The sequence below is a fragment of the Paenibacillus sp. FSL H7-0756 genome, from assembly GCF_038006765.1.
GTDB lineage: Bacteria > Bacillota > Bacilli > Paenibacillales > Paenibacillaceae > Paenibacillus_AQ.
Map to the genome: position 1 here is coordinate 951,408 of NZ_JBBOVT010000001.1, position 17,072 is coordinate 968,479.

General features: G+C 50.5%; 17 protein-coding genes. 14 read left to right on the forward strand and 3 right to left on the reverse strand.

Features of this window, described 5'->3' with window-relative positions:
• The first annotated feature begins 52 nt into the window (after positions 1–52).
• The 5 genes from NST04_RS04225 to NST04_RS04245 all read left to right on the forward strand — a co-directional run bounded on the left by NST04_RS04225 (position 53) and on the right by NST04_RS04245 (position 6,577).
• Positions 53–1,879: a cache domain-containing sensor histidine kinase gene (locus NST04_RS04225; protein ID WP_341183270.1), complete on the forward strand. Its 1,827-nt coding sequence runs from the start codon at positions 53–55 to the stop codon at positions 1,877–1,879.
• Positions 1,857–3,479, forward strand: a complete 1,623-nt coding sequence (locus NST04_RS04230; RefSeq protein WP_341183271.1) for a response regulator transcription factor — start codon at positions 1,857–1,859, stop codon at positions 3,477–3,479. Before NST04_RS04225 ends, NST04_RS04230 begins: the two co-directional genes overlap by 23 nt.
• A gap of 164 nt (positions 3,480–3,643) precedes the next feature.
• Entirely contained in the window at positions 3,644–4,573 is a 930-nt protein-coding gene (locus tag NST04_RS04235; RefSeq protein WP_341183272.1) for a phosphatidylinositol-specific phospholipase C/glycerophosphodiester phosphodiesterase family protein, read from the forward strand.
• Positions 4,574–4,596: 23 nt separating this feature from the next.
• Positions 4,597–5,295: a response regulator transcription factor gene (locus NST04_RS04240; protein WP_341183273.1), complete on the forward strand. Its 699-nt coding sequence runs from the start codon at positions 4,597–4,599 to the stop codon at positions 5,293–5,295.
• Positions 5,270–6,577: a sensor histidine kinase gene (locus NST04_RS04245; protein WP_341183274.1), complete on the forward strand. Its 1,308-nt coding sequence runs from the start codon at positions 5,270–5,272 to the stop codon at positions 6,575–6,577. The genes NST04_RS04240 and NST04_RS04245 overlap by 26 nt, the downstream gene beginning before the upstream one ends.
• Before the next feature lie 70 nt (positions 6,578–6,647).
• Here the strand turns inward: NST04_RS04245 and NST04_RS04250 are convergent, their stop codons facing one another.
• Together NST04_RS04250 and NST04_RS04255 are read right to left on the reverse strand one after the other, a co-directional pair.
• Entirely contained in the window at positions 6,648–8,309 is a 1,662-nt protein-coding gene (locus tag NST04_RS04250; protein ID WP_341183275.1) for an ABC1 kinase family protein, read from the reverse strand.
• Positions 8,310–8,529: 220 nt separating this feature from the next.
• On the reverse strand, positions 8,530–9,684 hold the full coding sequence (locus NST04_RS04255) for an MFS transporter (RefSeq protein ID WP_341185171.1): 1,155 nt from the start codon (positions 9,682–9,684) through the stop codon (positions 8,530–8,532).
• 263 nt (positions 9,685–9,947) lie between these two features.
• Here NST04_RS04255 and NST04_RS04260 point away from each other — a divergent pair, with 263 nt between their 5' ends.
• From NST04_RS04260 to NST04_RS04285, 6 genes are all read left to right on the forward strand, one after another.
• Positions 9,948–10,535: a TetR/AcrR family transcriptional regulator gene (locus NST04_RS04260; RefSeq protein WP_341183276.1), complete on the forward strand. Its 588-nt coding sequence runs from the start codon at positions 9,948–9,950 to the stop codon at positions 10,533–10,535.
• Between the two features lie 30 nt (positions 10,536–10,565).
• Entirely contained in the window at positions 10,566–11,177 is a 612-nt protein-coding gene (locus NST04_RS04265) for a suppressor of fused domain protein (protein WP_341183277.1), read from the forward strand.
• Between the two features lie 51 nt (positions 11,178–11,228).
• Positions 11,229–11,795, forward strand: a complete 567-nt coding sequence (locus NST04_RS04270; protein WP_341183278.1) for a TetR/AcrR family transcriptional regulator — start codon at positions 11,229–11,231, stop codon at positions 11,793–11,795.
• A gap of 121 nt (positions 11,796–11,916) precedes the next feature.
• A complete protein-coding gene (locus NST04_RS04275) occupies positions 11,917–13,038 on the forward strand; it encodes an ABC transporter permease (protein ID WP_341183279.1) in 1,122 nt (373 codons plus the stop codon).
• 5 nt (positions 13,039–13,043) lie between these two features.
• Positions 13,044–13,739, forward strand: a complete 696-nt coding sequence (locus NST04_RS04280; protein ID WP_341185172.1) for an ABC transporter ATP-binding protein — start codon at positions 13,044–13,046, stop codon at positions 13,737–13,739.
• 139 nt (positions 13,740–13,878) lie between these two features.
• Complete coding sequence (locus tag NST04_RS04285; protein WP_341183280.1) at positions 13,879–14,286, forward strand: hypothetical protein; 408 nt, start codon at positions 13,879–13,881, stop codon at positions 14,284–14,286.
• A 43-nt stretch (positions 14,287–14,329) separates the two neighbouring features.
• Here the strand turns inward: NST04_RS04285 and NST04_RS04290 are convergent, their stop codons facing one another.
• Positions 14,330–14,692 (reverse strand): winged helix-turn-helix transcriptional regulator, encoded by a 363-nt coding sequence (locus NST04_RS04290; protein ID WP_341183281.1) that lies wholly within the window; start codon positions 14,690–14,692, stop codon positions 14,330–14,332.
• A gap of 191 nt (positions 14,693–14,883) precedes the next feature.
• Here NST04_RS04290 and NST04_RS04295 point away from each other — a divergent pair, with 191 nt between their 5' ends.
• The 3 genes from NST04_RS04295 (at position 14,884) to NST04_RS04305 (ending at position 17,070) form a co-directional block, all read left to right on the forward strand.
• Complete coding sequence (locus NST04_RS04295) at positions 14,884–15,252, forward strand: DoxX family protein (protein ID WP_341183282.1); 369 nt, start codon at positions 14,884–14,886, stop codon at positions 15,250–15,252.
• Positions 15,253–15,572: 320 nt separating this feature from the next.
• Positions 15,573–16,568 carry a zinc-binding dehydrogenase gene (locus NST04_RS04300; RefSeq protein WP_341183283.1) on the forward strand — a complete coding sequence of 332 codons (996 nt, stop codon included), beginning with the start codon at positions 15,573–15,575 and terminating at the stop codon, positions 16,566–16,568.
• Between the two features lie 97 nt (positions 16,569–16,665).
• Positions 16,666–17,070: a VOC family protein gene (locus NST04_RS04305; RefSeq protein WP_341183284.1), complete on the forward strand. Its 405-nt coding sequence runs from the start codon at positions 16,666–16,668 to the stop codon at positions 17,068–17,070.
• Positions 17,071–17,072: the final 2 nt, after the last annotated feature.

Sequence of the window (17,072 nt, forward strand, 5' to 3'; positions counted from 1 at the left end):
CTGCAAGGCGGTGCTAGACTGTTAACCAATTCGTAGAGCGAGGGGGACCGCCATGAAATTCCGCCGCAGCATCCGCTATAAGTTGAGCATGTTTCTGATGGTCGCCATCCTCCTGCCGATCACCGCATCTATCCTGATTTCCTACTTCTATACCAGGCACTCGTTGAAAGAAGACGCTATCCGGGAAAACTCAAACACGGTCCGGCAAGGGACTACAAGCTTGAGCAATCTGCTCAGCGGGATGAACAGCATTTCCCTGTACGTATATAACAATATTCAAATGCCAAATAGCCTCTATAACATCCTGAACCGGGGCTACAGCGATTTTTTGGTCGAGATTAATATTTACTCCGGTCTTCATGCCATTGAACAGTCGGCCAAGGATATTCAGCAGGTCTATCTCTACTCTGACCTGACCCATCAATCCTGGCTGCTGATCAACGGCTATCTGAAGCGGACGGCGGGCAACGCCGGTCTTGACGGCCACTTCCTTCAACCGGTGGACAAAAATGACCCCTATATGGAGCCGCCCCACCCATCGCATAATTACGGCATGGAGGAATTCCCCTACAGCCCGTCCAACACTGTGTTTACCATTCATCGCCCGGTCTACCGGGCGCCGCTTAAAGAGAGGGTCGGCATAGTATCCATCGACTTCAAGCTTGACGGCTTTCGTAATATCATGAACATGCTCTATGACAAGGGAGAAGAAAACATCTATCTGCTGGATGATACCGGTACCGTCATCTATGCCTCCGAAGAAAGTCAGATTGGGCAAAAGCCGTCTTATGCCTGGCTGGAGCATGCCCGCTATAGCTATGGCTCCGGCCACTTTTACTGGCAAGAGAACGGCGGCTTCCAGGGGATTGTCGTCTTCGAGAGATTTGAACTGTTCGGGCGGACCTGGATTGTAGCCAAGCAGATTCCGGACAGTTATCTATACAACAACGCCTCACGCGTGCTTCGGATGAATGTGCTTGTCCTGATAACCTTCCTGGTCATTTCGGTTGCGGCAACGCTGTACGTGTCGCTTAAGCTAACCACCCCGATCAAGAAATTGACTGAGTCGATCCGGCGGATCAAATTGGGAAAGCTGCAGTTTGATGGGGATTCGGAACGCAGCGATGAGGTCGGTGTGCTTGGCAGTGCGATCAAGAATATGGTCGATACGATCGACAATCTGATTATGCGGGAACTCCGGCTGGAGCTTGCCAACAAGGATAACCAGCTGAAGGCGCTTCAGGCTCAGATCAATCCGCATTTTATCTTTAATACCTTGCAGTCCATCGGATCTGTGGCCTTGCACAACAAGGTGCCCAAGATATACGAGCTGACCTCCTCGCTCGGGCTAATGATGCACTACACTATGAATACCGAGGAGTCCGTTGTCCCTCTCGCCAAAGAGATAGCTCATGTGGAGGCCTATCTGGAGCTGCAGAAGCAGCGGTTCAAGGAACATCTGCACTACACCATTGACATTGCCGAACCTTCCGCTCTGGAACTGCTTGTACCCAAAATGATCCTGCAGCCTCTTGTAGAAAACTGCTTCAAGCATGGATTTGAATCGATGCAAAATGCCGAAATAGACATTAAGCTGGAAAGTGGCGAAGATGGGCTGACTCTTTCAATCCGGGATAACGGGCAGGGCATTTCGCCGGAGAACCTGGAGCGGCTGAAGCAGCGCATGATGCAAGAAGCCTCCGGAGGAACGGTAGGGGGCAGTATCGGTCTGATCAATGTGATCTCAAGACTCTCCTTATTCTTTAATGACGAGGCCGGGGTATCGATAGGACAGGTCCAGCCTTCGGGCTTTTATGTAGTGATCAGAATCCCGCAACGAAAGGACGGCAGGCTCTATGAAAGTACTGATCGTGGATGATGAGACCGATGTAAGAGATTCAATCCGGCTTCTGGTCCAGTGGGAAGATTATCAGATCACCGATGTGCTGGAAGCTTGCGACGGGGCAGCGGCTATGGAGCTGATCCGGAGTGAGCAGCCGGAGATTATTTTTACGGATATGAAAATGCCCAATGTGGACGGCCTGACGCTTCTGCAATGGATCGGGGAGCATGCGCCTGAATCGAAGAGGATTGTGATCAGCGGCTATGATGACTACACCTATATCCGCAAGACGATGAGGCACGGCGGACTTGACTACCTGCTTAAGCCGATTAACCGCAATGAACTGCTGGAAGCACTCCGCAATGCGGTGGATACGTGGCGGAAAGATGATGAAGCGCGGCGGCTGAATATCCGCAGGGATGTCGAGATCAACAAAACCCTGCCTATGTATTGGGACAAAATGCTGTCAGGCGTTGTCTCACAGCCGGATGGCTACTCTATAGTTGCTGATGAGCTTCAGGCCTCCTTCGAGTGGTCCGCCGTCCGGGAATGCCAGCTCGTGATGCTGATCTCTGATCCGCTGCCGCGTATTGTACTGGAGAAATTCGGAAGGAATATTGACCTGCTGTATTTCTTAATGCTTAACATCTGCAATGAGGTTATCGGTCCTTCCAGGAATGGATATGCCTTCAAGCATGCCGATCCCAATTATGGCATCCTGCTGCTGCTGACCGGTGACTTTGGGGGCAACAGCAGAAAGCTGACAGCCATCAATGAGGCGCTCTACCGTGTGCTTGGAGCGCGTTTTCATTTTGCCTGCAGCGGCAGGGTCTCCTTCCCGCAGGACATTCACACCGGATTTCAACAGATGCTGCAGACCGCTCTTTCCGTTTCCTTTGTGGGACCGGGCACCTGGATTCACAGTTATGACGACATCCCTGCCGCCACTTCCGACAAAAGAATCGTCTTGGCCGATTACAGCAGCTCGATTTCGGCCGCTATTCACAAAGGGGAGGAGCGGCAGATTAAGGGGGCCGTGGCCAATTGGATACAGGCGATTGGACAACTTCATGCCGTGACCTGGGAACAGTTGAAGTACTGGCGGTATGAATTTGAAATGCTCCGCAGCCATTTGCTGCAGGATACGGACCGGACCGCAGGCGAATCCGCCCGGAACTCCTCTCAGTGGCTGTTTCCGGTCGGCACCGACGGTCGGCTGTCGTTGGAGGAATGGCAGAGGGAGTGGACGAATGCTTGTCTGGAAATCGCCGAGGTGCTGAAAGATTCGCGGATCCGGGAATACAACGTCATTCATTCCATCAAGCAGTACATTGACCTTAATTATATGCACGATCTGTCGCTCCAGGAAATCGCAAGCCAGTTCTTCCTGAGCCGTGAATATGTCTCCCGCCGCTTCAAACAGGTGTTCCACGAGAATCAGTCCGATTATCTGGAACGGGTCCGCATTGAGAACGCCAAAATCCTGCTTACGAACCAACAGTACAAGATCGCTTCCATCGCCGAAAGGGTTGGATACCCGGACAGCCGTTATTTCAGTAAAATCTTCAGCAAGCTAACGGGCATGACCCCGCGGGAGTGGCGCAAGGAGGCAGGGGGGGAGGATGGCGGTGAGTAGAGCCAGCCATCCAGTGATTGAATAAACCAGAAGGCATGATAACCACAATTTCTTATTGGGGAAAGTAGAGACAAACTTCATACATTCATTCGTTTTTTCACCAGTTCTTCTTCATTGGGGTCCTGTAGTATGACTTTCAACGGGATAACAAAGGAGTGAGACGAATGAAGAGAACGTTTATGTTAAGCTTAGTAATCGTCATTTCGGCTGGGCTGATCTGGTGTAACTGGGGGCTGGTATGGCCAGGTCAGAAACAGGACGCCTCTATAGCAGCGGGCACCAGCGGGTGGGAGGACCATAGGCTTATTGCGCATGCACTGGGTGAAGTCGAAGGCGCCAGCTACACCAATTCTTATGAAGCATTCATAAGCAATTACAATAGAGGCTACCGTTTGTTCGAGGTTGATCTTGTGCAGACGGCGGATGGGGAGCTTGTAGCCAGACATGATTGGTCGGACAGGCTGCAGCCTGATTTGGCTGCTCATGGCGGACGAACGGTAACCAAGCATCAGTTTGCCAACTCGCTGATTATGGGCAGATTCCAGCCTCTTACATTAACGGATATCCTGCAGCTGATGCAGCAATATCGTGATTTTGACTTAATTCTGGATATGAAGGCAGGCAGCAACGAGCAGATTGAGCAGCAGTTTACGAATCTGGTCAATGAGGCGCGTACTGCTGATCCTGCACTGCTTGACCGGATGATACCTGAAATTTTCAGCCCGGAAATGTATGACACAGTAATGGAGATCTACCCTTTTCCTAACAAAATGTATTCACTTTACAAAACTGGCGCATCCGCCGAAAGTATTGTTGAGTTTGCAAGGGACAAACAGCTTACAGCGGTCGCCATGCCACTATACCGCGTGTTTATTAACCCCAATCTGGTTCCGGCCCTAAATAAGCTCGGGGTCAAAAGCTATGTTCACACCGTCAACAGCAGCCGGGTTAAGCAGTTGCTGACTACCTTCGGGGTGCATGGATTTTACAGTGATCGGGAAAAATCACCGGAAGAGCCAATGCTTGCCGGCACTGTCTCCGGGAAAATGGGGTCTGGCGGGATACAACCCTTCCGGATGGGCAAATATGATTAATATCAGGATGAAGGTGAGAAATATTGGCTAAAAATAATATTCTGGTTGTAGATGATGAACCGGAGATTCGGGAAGCGCTCGTGATATACCTGAAAAGCGATGATGTGGATGTATTTACGGCGTCCAACGGACTGGAGGCCCTGGAAATCCTGGAACAGGAAACCATTCATCTCATTCTGATGGATATCATGATGCCGCAGCTTGATGGAATCAAGACGACATTTAAAATTCGTGAGAAAAAAAACATACCGATCATTATGCTTTCCGCGAAGTCGGAAGATGCCGATAAGATTGTGGGTCTCAACGTTGGAGCTGATGATTATATCACGAAGCCGTTCAATCCGCTTGAGCTGGTGGCCAGAGTCCGGTCTCAACTGCGCCGGTTCACGAATCTGGGTTCCTTCCAGCCGAACAGGGAAGAGATCCTTCAAGTAAGAGGGCTTGAGCTGAACAAAAGTTCGAAGACGGTTGAGGTTGATGGAGAGGACGTCAGACTGACCGCGAAGGAATACAAAATTTTGGAGCTGCTGATGGAGAACAAGGGGAGAGTATTCTCGATCGAAGAGATTTATGAGCTCGTGTGGAATGAACCAGTCTTTGCTTCAGAGAATACGGTTGCCGTACATGTTAGAAACATTCGCGAGAAAATTGAAATCAATCCCAAAGACCCAAAATATTTAAAGGTGGTATGGGGAATTGGATACAAAATCGAGAAAAAGTAAAGCAGACCGGCGTGTCCTGATTGACCTTTTGGTCTTCATTGCCGCTGTTATCTTATGGATTGTTGGGATAATGGACTACAGGGTTGGGCGGAATCTGGATTTTTCAATTGTAAGCTTCAGTCAGAAGCTGCTTGCCGCTATAATCCTTGGCATACTGTCAGGCCGATTGTTTCTTTATTTCAATGAGCCTCTGAAGGAACGCTCCTTATGGCACGGCAGTGTGCTGATGGATTACTTTCATATATGGAGAACCGCTATCAGAAGCAGTCTGCACAATTGGAGAATAACGCTTGTCCTCCTCCTGATGTTTCTGCTTACGGCGATAGCCGGTATTTGTGCCTGGTTAGCAGCCACATATTCCAGCAATGACCTACTGAGCTGGTCCTTACTGTATGAACTGCTGTATGTGCTGATCGTAGTCCCATATATCCTTGTCAAGCTTGGACGATTCGCCGCCATCATCAACGGCAGCAAGGAGATCGCCGAAGGGAATATTCAGAATGCGATTCAGGATACCGGCAAGGATGCTCTATCCAGACTTGCCGGCTATATTAACAATATGAAGGCCGGGTACCAAAGCGCGCTGGAGAGTCAAGTGAAGAGCGAACGGTTAAAAACAGAGCTGATTACCAACGTATCACATGATCTGAAAACCCCGCTTACGTCCATTATCAATTTTGTCGATTTATTAAAAAAAGAAGAGCATCTTACAGAGACCGCCCGATCCTATATTGAAACCCTCGACCGCAAGGCACTCCGGCTGAAGCTGTTGATTGAAGACCTGTTCGAAATTTCCAGGATGACCAGCGGCACAGTAGAGCTGGATATAGAGTATGTCGATGTTGCAACCTTGTTGATGCAGTCAATTGCCGAGTCCAACACCAATCTGGGACAAGCGTCGCTCGTGATCCGGGAGAGAATCGCAAAATTCCCGATCCATGCGTATTTGGACGGCAATAAAATGTGGCGTGTATTCGAAAATTTAATCGGCAACGCGCAGAAATATTCGCTTCCAGGAACCCGAATCTATATTTATTTGGACGAAACGGTTGATCTGGTCGTATTCAAGATTCAGAACACCTCTGCTTATGAGATTGATTTTGCTGCGGAGGAGCTGTTCGAACGCTTCAAAAGAGCAGATGTATCCCGCCAGACAGAGGGCTCCGGACTAGGACTGGCCATTGTAAAAAGCATCGTTGAGCTGCATGGCGGGGAGATCAAGGTCGAGATTCACGGCGATCAATTCAACGTGATTCTGCATTTACCGAAGCGAAGCTTGTAGCGGACGAATCCCGGATCAGACAAGTGGAAACGGCATTGCCGTCCTCTTAAAGGACGGCAATGCCGTTTTTTCATCTGCGCGATGTATGGCGAGGCTTCTCCAAGCGGCTACGTTCACGCATAGCGTTAATTTGCCTTGCAGCTCTTTCGTCACGGCGGCCTTGTCTCGTTCGGAGCTGGCTGAGCATAACGAGCAGGCCCAGGATGCCGAATACATAAGAGACGATGGGATTCACTTCATTCCACAGGTTGACCCCGGCCAGAAGTAATACTGCACCGATGATGGTGGCAATCAACCGCTGTGTATTTTTGTTCTGCGTCTCGATTAATTTTTGCTCAAGCGAGCTTGCGAGCTTGACCCGTAAGCCGCCGCTGTCCATTTTATCGATGGCCGACATGAACTTCTTGGTCGTCGGAAGGATGTCTTTGAGCATACCCTTGCCATCCTCGATAACTTTGGAGATGACACTTCCCCGCAGATCGCGGCGCACTACCTGTTCCACATAGGGCTTAACCGTCCCGACCAGATCAAGCTCAGGGTCCAGTCCGGTACAGAGGCCGTACACGGTGCCTATAGCTTTGCCCAGGAAGGTGGTATTGGCGGGTAACTGAAAAGGCTGGGAGTAGAGGAAATTGCGTAATTCCTCCACATTGTCGCCTGAGGTCACAAAACTCAGATCAAACGTATCCCCGTTGATTTGTTCGAATAATAACGTAAGATTCCTGGAGAAGACCTCCAGATCTACATTCCGTCTTAAAAATCTCAACTTGTTCAGGGCATCGATGGCACCGTGGGCGTCTTTCAGATATACGGCCAGCAGAAGGGCGACCATCTGGGTCTTCATATCCTTCGGAATCCGCCCGACCATTCCAAAATCAATCAAGGCGATGGTGCCGTCAGGCTGCACGAGCACATTCCCCGGGTGGGGGTCGGCGTGAAACAAGCCATTCAATAGAATCTGTTCCACGAACATTTCGATCAGCGACGTCGCAAGTCTGGTCCGGTCCACGCCCCAGGCCTCAAGCGTGGCGGAATCATTGATTTTGACACCCGCCATAAACTCCATGGTCAGCACCTGCGAAGTGGTACAGGACCAATGAATGTCTGGAATCACGACATCCTTCCGGTGGGCTAACTGCTGCTTGAAATCTTCTGCATTACGCCCTTCTTGCTGATAGTCGAGTTCTTCCATAATGGTGTCATGAAACTCTTCATATACCGCATCGAGATCCATGAAGTCTGTAATGATCTTCTGGCGTTTCAATAACGAAATGGCGACCTGGATGGACTTCCAGTCAATCGCGATAATATCTTCGACCCCGGGACGCATCACCTTCACGGCGACTTGTTCGCCTGTCCGTAAGGTTGCCCGGTGGACCTGTCCGAAGGAGGCGGCTGCAATAGGAACCTGATCGAACTCAGCATACATCTTGCTGATAGATACCCCGAGTTCACGCTCTATCTTCTGCTGGATCTCGGAGAAATCTACGAATTCTACAGAATCCTGCAGCTTGGACAATTCTTCAATAACTTCCTTCGGCAGCATATCTACCTGCGCACTCACATGCTGCCCAAGCTTGATAATCAGCCCGCCCATATCCATAGCGGTTGTCGTGAAATACGCTGCCTGCTTGCGGTATAAGGCTTGTTGCTTCGCTGCAAAGCGCCGCCTTGACATCAAGAATTTCATCCTGCCCAGCCACCAATAATCCCAGGCGAACTTGAAAATCATCTGCATGGTTCTTCTGAATCTTGCATCCTTCATTAATTTCAGGAATTCGCTCATTCTTGCTCATCTACTACGGAGTTATTATGCTGCATCCCAAATCTCTCCTTCTAATCATCCATGTGCCTAATTGTATGATATTTCATACCAGCCATATATACAATTACAGGCTTGGGCGGTTAGGTGTTTGGGCAGCGGCCTAGTGGACTTAACACCGGTGTATCAATTATTTAACACGGCGGGTCAACGCCCAGAATATCAGAGCCACAGCACTGACCGTTGCACCGAGCAGGCACACTCCATTCCAGCCCGCATAGGCGTAGATACTGGTGGAGGCGATTGATCCGGTGGCGCTGCCAATGGAATAGAAGACCATGTAACCGGCAGTAAGCCTGCTGCGGGCTTCCGGGCGCAGATTAAGGATCATGCTCTGATTGGTGACGTGTACGGCTTGTACGGCCAGGTCAAGAAGGATAATCCCGATGACTAACGCGAGCAGCGAATGAGGAGTATAACTGATTGGCAGCCATGAGAGGAGCAGCAGAGTCAGCGCCACGCCGGTGGTCTTTTGCCCTAAACCCCGATCGGCCAGACGGCCTGCCCGCGCCGCTGCTAAGGCTCCAGTAACTCCGGCGAGGCCAAACGCTCCAATCGCCGTATGGGACAGAGACAGCGGCGGAGCGCTGAGAGGAAGCACCAGGGAAGTCCACAATATACTGAATGCGGTGAAAATCAGCAGGCATAGCACGGCGCGGATGCGCAGGAGCCTTTCCTCTGCGAATAGCGTGAATAGCGAACGGAGAAGCTGCGGGTAGGATAAGGATTCTCTCCGGGGCTCAGATTGCGGCAGCACCCTGAACAATACACCTGCCATGATTAACGTGAGTCCCGCCGAGACAAGGTAGACTGAACGCCAACCGGCCAGATCGGTTAGCACGCCGGCGAATGTCCGCGCCAGCAGAATCCCAATGACAATTCCGCTGGTCACCACACCTACCGTTCGTCCGCGTTCAGCCGGGGCAGCCAGGGTGGCTGCGAACGCAACAAGCGTCTGTGTCACTACCGCAAGCAGCCCGACCGTAGCAATGCCTATGAATAACACCATGCTGGTGGGGGCAGTACCCACTACAATCAAAGCCAGCACGGATAGCAGCATCTGTCCGGCAATCAGCCAGCGCCGGCTCAGCAGATCGCCGAGCGGCACCAGCAAGAGTAGTCCAAGGGCATAACAAATCTGAGTCACTGTAATCACGATGCCGACGGATGAATGCGTAATCCCGAATTCGCTGGAGATCGCGTCCAGCAAGGGCTGCGCGTAATAGATGTTGGCGACGGCAAGTCCGCAGGTGATGGCGAACAGAAGTGCTACCCTGCGGGACATTGAAGATGCAGGCGTTGGCCCGGAGGGTGCAGTAATAGCTTGCGGTTCTTTTACAAAGTTCACCAGAGATAACGCCTCCTTCGACTTAGAGATATAATAACATACTGATTGGTACTAAATAATTCCTGATAAATATACCGTTAACAAAAATTATTTGTCAAGGGAGAAACGGAAAGAATCAGATATAAAACGCTCTAATTGACAGGGGCGACTCCGCGAAATACAATCGTAATATACCATTCGTTATGAAATGAGGGAGTGCTATGGCCCGGCCGCGTGAATTTGATCAGGATAAGGCGCTAGAGGCAGCGATGCATGTGTTTTGGGAAAAAGGGTTCGAAGCGGCCTCCTTAAGCGACTTAACCGCAAGAATGGGCATTCAGCGTCCAAGCCTATACTCTGCCTTTGGAGATAAAAAAGGATTATTTGAAGCTGCCTTGCGAAAATATACGAGTTCCCATGCGGCCTATGTCCGCAGCATTCTGCACAAGCATTCTTCGGTGAAAGAGGCATTCCGTAGCTTTTTTGAAGATGTGGTGGCGAAAGAGTATGAGAAAAGCCCGAGCACGGGATGCTTCTGCATCAATTCAATGGTGGAACTGGCTCCCCATGATGAGAAGTTCGAGATCCTGACCAGGGAACATCAGATGTACCTCTCGGTCATCTTCCAGGAAACGATTGAACGGGGCATGCAGTCAGGGGAGCTTGATCCCGGGATTAACGCCAAGAATCTGGCGCAGACACTGGTCATTTCGTTAATAGGACTCACGGTGTTCCTGAAGTCCCGTCCGGACAGGGTAGTCACTGATAACTTTGTGAAACAGATCCTTACTTTAGTGGCTATATCTTAATCAAAAAGAGGGAAGGTGATTGCTATCTATATGGAATCAAGCAAAGAGAGGGAGCTCTCCCTCGATATCCGCAGAACAGTGATCTTAGGGGCTTATATCCGGGAGTGGAAGATGCCGGAATACCGGATCGTCTTGAGCAAACCCGAAACAGCCGTCCATGTTGAGGTTTATTATTTTCCGGCTGATGCTGAGAATGAGGTGGCGAGGTTCGCAACAGTCGGGTTATCGGTGACTCACCGCCCGAGTGGACAAGCTGTGGGTACGGAGTGGGTGATGGCTCTGACCTCTGACTTAGGCGGGGAGTCTGTGGACCGGATATTTACCTATCTCTGTGATCTTATCGCCCATCATATAGAGAGCGCAGGTGATTCACGGATACCTAGAGTGATGGAGGAGAGCCCGCTTGCTCCGGCTAACTGGACAACCACTGCTTTTCTGCTGGATGAGCTGAGGGGGGAAAGTGAAGAGCTGGAGGAGATTCAGGTCGGGAGCGAGAGGGCTGAGATCCTATGGGCGCTACCAGTCACGCCGCAGGAGGCTGCATTAATTTTAAATGAAGGCGTGGAGGCCTTTGATTCCTACATCGAAGAGATCGAGCCTTCCATTATTGATCCGCGGCGGCCATTGGGAAATGCTCACTAACCATGCTAAACTAATGATATCTATCACCAAAGACAGGACGGAAGAGATGCAATGGGAAGAAAACAGTCTTTTACAGAGACAGAGCTGCTGGACACAACCAAACAATTGGTGCTTGAGCATGGATATGACGGATTTCATCTTAAGCTGCTTTCACAGCATCTGTCAGGAGCCAGAAGCACTATCTATCAGTATTATGCGAATAAGGAAGAGATTGTGGCGGCTTGTATGAAGCGCGTAATGGCGGCGGTTGTAGACAAGGCTTTAGCCATTGATGAGGCTGACCCGATGGATGCCCTTGAACAGCTGCTGCTCATTTACGTGGAGGAGTCTGCGTTACATCAGCTTTTGGGAAATGCGAGTAAAATTAACACAGCTAATTCTGCTGCAGCGGCGAGAGATCTCGAATATATTGAGGCAGGACATCAGACGCTTAAAATTCAATTATCCCGCTTATTTGAACGCGCCCAGCAGAATCAAGACCTGCGGCAGGATATCCCACTTCCTGTACTTATTGGTGTGTTCTTTAACCTGATTGATACGCCTAATATGCTGAATATCCCTACTCCTGCATGGGGTAAGCTGTTGTTTCAAATGTGGATCGGAGGGGCCAAGAAGTAGCTGTAGTCTTGAGTCCAATTTGACACATGTGTCATATATATTGTTTAATTAAAGGGTCAGATGCAATGGCGGCTTAAATTCGACACTTGTGTCAAAAAAATATGAAGGAGTGGGAAAAGGAATGTTTTTAGCAATAAAAGAATTGATGCACAGTAAAATGAGATTTTTAATGATCATCATCATTTTCGTGCTCCTGGCCTGGCTGGTATTTATCTTATCAGGCTTAGGGAATGGTCTGTCTACGCTGGCTGCGTCAACCTTTAAGACAATGAAGGCGGACTATGTCATTTTCGAAGAAGGGTCACAGTCTTCAATGAGCAAGTCGCTGCTGTCTGATCAATTATTGGCGGAAGTCGAGCTGCTGCCCAACGTGAATGGCGCTGCACCTATGGGAACTAGCATGGCAACAGCGATGAAGGCAAACAGCACCAAGAATGAAGACAAGCTGGATATCGCGATTATAGGAATTAACCCGGGAAGCTTCCTGGAACCGTCTGTCGTGGAAGGGCAAGGCCTATCTGCTGAGAATCCTAAGGGTGTGATAGTAAATTCGACCATGAAGGATGAGGGCTATGGCGTTGGGGACACTTTTCAATTAGACGGCACGACGGAATCATTGACGATTATAGGATTTGTGGAGAATCAGACCTACAACCACGTTGCCTCTGTATTCACTCCAATGGGCGAATGGCGGAAGATTGCCTTCGCAGCTCCTGGTTCGGATAAAGGCGTTGCCGGGCCCGTTAATGCGATTATGCTGCAAGGCAAGGATATCGATCCGGGCGTCGTGAACAGCAAGCTCGCGAGTATAGACACAGTTACCCGGTCGGCAGCAGTACAGGGAATGCCAGGGTACAAAGAAGAGAACGGGACGATTCTAATGATGCTGGCTTTTCTGCTTGCAATCGCCGCCTTCGTGCTTGGGGTATTCTTTTACGTAATGACGATGCAGAAAACGAACCAGTTCGGCATTATGAAAGCCATAGGTGCCAGTAACAGATTCTTAAGCAAAGCCATTGTATCGCAAGTATTGGTGCTATCGCTGACCAGCATTGTAGTCGGAGTCTTACTGACTTATGGAACAGCAGCCATTATGCCGAAGGGTATGCCGTTTAAGCTGGAGACTACTCTTGTCGTGACATATTCTGTGATCCTGCTGGTTATCGCTATGTTAAGTTCGCTGGTATCGGTTCGGAAGATTACTAAGATTGATCCGCTCAAGGCGCTCGGGAGGGCTGAATAATGACAATGACTAAGGGATTACACATGAGTGAAGTCACGAAGTATTATGCTGAAGGAAGCAACCGGATCGCAGCACTTGATCATGTGTCTATATCCGTGGAGCCGGGTGAGTTCGTAGCTGTAGTCGGACCGTCGGGTTCAGGGAAAAGCACATTCTTGTCTATTGCCGGAGCACTGCTGAAAGCTTCGGAGGGGGAGGCTAAGCTGAATGGACATGCTATTGCTAAGCTTACGGCACAGGAACTTGCGGATCTAAGGCTGAAAGAAGTCGGATTCATTATGCAATCATCAAATCTGGTTCCTTATCTAAGTGTGCTGGACCAATTGCTCATCGTAAAAAAGATGTCAGGGAAGGTGAACAAAGAAGACAAAGCCTTCGCCGTTAAACTGCTGGAAGAGCTGGGCCTGGGCTCGAAGCTGAACAGCTTCCCGGAAGAATTGTCAGGCGGTGAGAAGCAGCGGACAGCAATTGCCCGTGCGCTCATCAATAATCCCGGCATCATTCTGGCAGATGAACCGACAGCAAGTCTTGATACCAAGCGTGCCCATGAAGTGGTCTCCCTGATTGCCCATGAGGTGAGAACACGCCGCAAAGCAGCGATTATGGTCACACATGACGAGCGCATGCTTGAATATTGCGATAAGGTGTACCGGATGCAGGACGGGAGATTAACTGTAGCAGGACTGGAGTCCATCGTATAATACCAAGTCAACGGGGAGGGTGTTCGCCATATCCAATGATTGCAGCAAAGCAAATGAGCTTTCCCTCGATATCCGCAGGACTGTCATCTTAGATGCGTATACCAGGGTGTGGCAGATGCCGGAGAACTGGATCACTTTAATGAAGCCCGGGACAGTCCGGATCGAGATTTATTTTTTTCCGGCGGCGGAGGAGAAGGGGGTCGCGAGATTTGCGACAGCCGGGTTATCCGCGAATCACCTGTCCAGTGGACAAGCGCGGGGTACAGAATGGATGATGGCTATGCCGGGCGACTTAGGCGGAGAGACGCTGGAGCGGATTTTTGCCTATCTATGCGAGCTCATCGCCCATCATCTGGAGGCTGCCCCTGATTCCCCGATACCCAGAATGATGGATGAGAGCCGGCTTACGCCGGCCTGCTGGCCACCCCACGCTCTCCTGCGGGGGAAGCAGATGGCGGAAAGTGAAGAGCTGGAGGAGATCCAGATCGGAGATGAGGTCATCCGCATCCTCTGGTGGTATCATTCAAGGGGCATGAGGTTTCATTGAGCATCTATCCGAGATCCCGCGATCATATGGAGATTTCGGAATGTTAGTGGTGCTGGTCCGTTTCCGGTTCATTGACACGTTCTGCGCCGTATAACTGGTTCAGATGCTCGATATGCGTGACTCCCCAATCGTTCATGGCCTGCATAATGCCTGACAAGCTTCGCCCGTATTCCGTGATGGAATACTCCACCTTCGGCGGGATCTGGTGGTAAATCTCACGGTGGACAATATTGTGGTATTCCAGCTCACGCAATTGTTGTGTGAGCATTTTTTTGGTGATCTCAGGAATGGCCCGCTGCAATTCGCTGAATCTCATGGTGCCGTTAGAGAACAAGCGCAGCAGAATGACAGGCTTCCATTTCCCCACGAAGATTTCTAATGCGGACTCGAATTTACAGTAGGTCATGCCGCTGCCCCCTTGATTCACGTAAGGTATCTTTTAGGTAACTAGGTTTAGTTAAAGTGTCTACTTTTCATATGAAACCCTTCATATTATTATGCAGCTAAGGTTTCTGTAGCGCAAGAAGAACTGCCTTCCCGGGTGGATGGGGCGCGGATGGTGCTTGCGTGCACATATGAGAGGGAGTGACACTGTATATGAATATTGTGCTATGGGTTTTACAAATTGTTCTAGGCGCGGGGTTCTTGTATTCAGGCTGGCTCAAGGCCTTTCAGCTGGACTCGGCCCGGGCGGCCTGGAGCTGGGTGAATGATGTTCCGCAGGGGTTGGTTATGGGAATCGGCATCGCTGAATTGCTGGGTGTTTTAGGGTTGATTTTACCGATGGCACTCCGAATACTACCGCAGCTCACTCCGATCGCCGCTATTGGTCTGGCTGCCGCCGCGGGTTCCGGTTTGGTCTTCCATCTACTTCGGGGCGAATCTAATGTATGGATCAACATCATCTTTATACTGCTGGCGGTCATCATTGCTGCCGGTCGTTTCCGGCTCTTGCAGGGAGGCTAAGCCCCGTCCCTTGACCACGCTGGGTGGAATTAGGGCAATCTTAATGAATCTGTTGACCCGGAGAACAGACAGTATGCTGTATTATGCGGAACCGGCCATAACGGACGGACCCCGGGCTGGCTGGATCGGCGGACCAGCCCTTTTTGATCAAAATGGGCGGAACTCCGAGACCTTGCTTCGAGAGGGCGCCAGCTATCCTTTCGGATATTACAGCTATCATTATGAATGATACTCACCTTCTCTTCTAATCATTTTACCTAACCGCTGTAACAGCCTACACTTTGTATGAAGCCACTACAGCGTAATAGGAGGATATGAAGATGAAGGCAATCACACTTGGACCGCAGGGTCTGCAGTATATGGAGCATCCGGACAAGCGTCCTGAACAGGGGCAGGTCAAGGTAAGGTTAAAGACCGCCGGACTCAATCACCGGGATTTGTTCATTATCGCTGCTGCTTCTGCTATAGAAGGTGATTCTGACCCGATTGATCCTTGCGTGCTGGGTTCAGACGGGGCGGGCGTTATTGAAGAGACGGGTGAAGGGGTAACCGGCTTGGTTCGGGGGATGGAAGTCATCATTAATCCATGTCTCGGCTGGGATCGGGCGGATGAGGTGCCTGTGGTTCCTGACATATTAGGGTACCCTGCAGACGGGACTTTTGCGGAATATGTGATTGTGCCTGCGCAGAATGTTATGCCAAAGCCAGCGTATCTGTCCTGGGAGGAAGCAGGTGTGTTACCCTTAGCGGCACTCACAGCGTACCGGGCGTTATTTACCAGAGGGAACCTGAAGCGGGGCGAGCATGTGCTGATTCCTGGCATTGGCGGCGGGGTGGCTACGTTTGCTGCTCTAATGGCGGCAGCGGCTGGGGCGCAGGTCACGGTTACGTCCAGAAGTGAAGCGAAGCGTGCTGAGGCTCTTCAATTACCTGTTACACAGGTTATAGATAGCAACACCCGTTGGCGGAAGGAAATCGGGGACCACCCTGTGGACCTGATCCTGGATAGCGTAGGTCCAGCCACATTCGGGCAATACTTCGAGGTCATCAAGCCTAATGGTAAAATCGTCATGTTCGGCGCAAGCTCAGGCGATGATCTCACCATTCCGGCCAGAGCGATATTCTTCCCGCAGCTTCAGGTGCTTGGAACGTCTATGGGCAGCCATGAAGAGTTCACCGCTATGCTTCAGTTCATGGAGCAGCATCAGATTCACCCTATCATGGATAGCGTGTATTCCTTAGCGGAGGCCCCGCTTGCCCTTCAGCGGATGGAGCGTGCGGAGCAGCTGGGGAACATTGCCTTGAGAATAGGCTAAGGATAGAAGGCAGGATATACAAACGCTACTGACATAACGTTGTCAGTAGCGTTTTTGTATCATTGGACATGTAAACATTCAAGAGAGGATGAATCTTATGAATTTCGCTTCGATACGTATCATTACTGACGACATCGATCGTCTGGTTGATTTCTATGAGCAAGTGACAGGGGTGACGGCGGAACGGCCTGCTCCTGTATTTGCCGAATTCGTAATGCCCGCATGTACCCTGGCCATCGGCCACTCCAGTACTGCACAGCTATTTGGTGCTGATTCTGTAGTAGCGGCCAGTAACCGCACAGTCATTATGGAGTTCCGCGTCGATGATGTCGATGCTGAATATGTGCGTCTTAAGCCGCTTGTCGGGGAGTGGGTGCAGGAGCCAACCACAATGCCGTGGGGGAACCGGTCGATGCTGTTCCGTGATCCCGACGGCAACCTGGTGAACCTCTTTCAGCCGGTGACGGAGGATGCAGTGAAACGGTTTGTTGGCAGACCCTGACG